This is a genomic window from Microbacterium sp. (assembly GCF_031988965.1).
Classification (GTDB): Bacteria; Actinomycetota; Actinomycetes; order Actinomycetales; family Microbacteriaceae; genus Microbacterium.
On sequence record NZ_DALZXX010000258.1, the window covers coordinates 1 to 1,992 of the forward strand.

The 1,992-nt window shown below is 70.7% G+C and carries 4 protein-coding genes; 2 read left to right on the forward strand and 2 right to left on the reverse strand.

The window, feature by feature from the left end; all coding sequences use genetic code 11:
* On the forward strand, positions 1-470 hold a 470-nt coding region (locus RTM68_RS18470), incomplete at its 5' end, for a DMT family transporter (protein WP_312173770.1).
* Here RTM68_RS18470 and RTM68_RS18475 read toward each other — a convergent pair.
* Together RTM68_RS18475 and msrB are read right to left on the reverse strand one after the other, a co-directional pair.
* Positions 471-1,028, reverse strand: a complete 558-nt coding sequence (locus RTM68_RS18475) for a nitroreductase family protein (protein ID WP_312173771.1) — start codon at positions 1,026-1,028, stop codon at positions 471-473.
* Positions 1,025-1,429 carry a peptide-methionine (R)-S-oxide reductase MsrB gene (gene msrB / locus RTM68_RS18480; RefSeq protein ID WP_194763701.1) on the reverse strand — a complete coding sequence of 135 codons (405 nt, stop codon included), beginning with the start codon at positions 1,427-1,429 and terminating at the stop codon, positions 1,025-1,027. The genes RTM68_RS18475 and msrB overlap by 4 nt, the downstream gene beginning before the upstream one ends.
* A gap of 70 nt (positions 1,430-1,499) precedes the next feature.
* On the opposite strand from msrB, the gene RTM68_RS18485 reads away from it, so the two are divergent.
* Positions 1,500-1,992: DUF2332 family protein (locus RTM68_RS18485; protein ID WP_312173773.1), on the forward strand; the 493-nt coding region annotated here is incomplete at its 3' end.

Here is a 1,992-nt window from a genome sequence, read left to right on the forward strand (position 1 = left end):
TCAGCGGCGATGTGCTGGCCACGGCGCCGCTCTGGATGCTGCTGCTGCCGTTCGCGGCAGGTGTGGGCATCGCCTGGCAGGCCGCGACCAACGGACGGTTGGCGCAGCGCGTGCACTCGCCGCTCGCCGCGACCATGATGAGCTTCATCGCCGGCACCGCGGTGCTGGTGATCGCCGCGGGCGTCAGCGTCGGCGTTCGCGGGGCACCCGATGCGCCGCCCGCCGAGCCCTGGCTCTACCTCGGCGGCGTCCTGGGAGCGGCGTACATCCTGCTCGGGACTTTCATCGTCGCGCACACCGGGGTGCTGCTGATGGGACTCGGGTCCGTGCTCGGGCAGCTCGCGACCTCGGTGGTCATCGATCTGATCTGGCCCGCGGCGGCGGGACCCGCTCCCTGGCAGATCATCGGGATGGTCGCCGTCGCCGTGGCATCCGTCGTCGTCGCGCTGCCACGGCGCAGGCGCCCCTGACTACTTCTTCTTCGACGCCTTCGCGACCGGCATCCGCGTCACGAACGTGCGCGCATCGACCGGCTTGCGGCGACCGGCCTTCTTGCCTGTGGGCTTGCCGCCGACGTACAGCCACCCGAGGAGCTCCTCGTCCTTGCCGATGCCGTGGGCCTTGGCCACGGCCTTCGACCGGGTGTAGCCGCCGGTGCGCCACAGCACACCCCAGCCGGCCTCGTCGAGAAGCAGGCTGAGCACGTGGGCGACGCCCGAGGCCACGGCCTCCTGCTCCCACCGCGGCACCTTCGAGCTCTTGCGGTAGCTCGCGACGACCGCGATCAGCAGGGGAGCGCGTCGCGGCTTCGACGAGGGGGACTTGTCGCCCTCCGCCTTGGCGATCGCAGCACCGAGCACATCGCGGTCGGCGCCACGCAGCTCGATCAGCCGCCAGGGGCGCAGGGAGGAGTGATCGGCGACACGGCCGGCCGCCGCGACGAGCGTCAGCAGCTCGTCGTGCGAGGGGGCGTCGTCGGTGACCTTCGACCAGGACTGTCGCGCTCGAACGGCGTCGAGCGCGCTCACGACTCTTCCGGTGTGAAGTTCAGTGCGATCGAGTTCATGCAGTACCGGTCGCCGGTGGGCGTGCCGAAACCGTCGGGGAAGACGTGTCCGAGGTGTGAGCCGCACGCGGCACAGCGCACCTCGGTGCGCACCATGCCCAGGCTCGTGTCCTCGATCAGCTCGACCGCGTCGGGACGGATCGACTCGTAGAAGCTCGGCCAGCCGCAGCCGGAATCGAACTTGGTGCCGCTCTTGAACAGCTCGGCGTCGCACGCACCGCACGTGTAGAGGCCGGCTCGTCCCTCGTCGAGCAGCTCGCCCGTCCAGGCGCGTTCGGTGGCTGCCTGGCGCAGCACCGCATACTGCTCGTCGCCGAGCTCTTCGCGCCACTCTTCTTCGGTCTTGTCCACGCTGTACGACATGAGTCCTCCTGGGGGTTCCGCTCCATTCTCTCGCGTCCGGAGACGGACGGGGTCACGAGAGAATGGCAGCATGACGGATGCCGTGCAGCAGCGCTACGCCCGCTTCGCCGAGCACGAGGCGCCCGGTCGCAGCGAGCTGTACGCCGAGTGGGCGGCGGGAGTCGCGGGCGATCCGGGGATCAGCGCCGTGCTCGCGCGCATCCCCGAGAATCGGCGCCAGCCCCCGCTCGTGTTCGCCGTGACCCGGATGCTGGGCGCAGAGCTCGGCGACTACGACGGCTGGCGTGCCTTCGTGACCGCCCATGCCGACGAGATCGTGGCCGAGTGCACCGCGCGGCGGCTGCAGACCAACGAGCCGCTGCGGCTCGCCCCGCTGCTGCCCGTGCTCTCCGAGATCGAGGGTCCGCTCGCGCTGCTCGAGATCGGCGCCTCCGCGGGCCTCTGCCTGTATCCCGACCGCTACTCCTTCCGCTTCCTGGATGCCGACGGCTCGGTGCGGCTCTCTCTCGACCCTGCAGACGGCCCCTCGACGGTCGTGCTGCACAGCCGGGTCGACGGCGCTC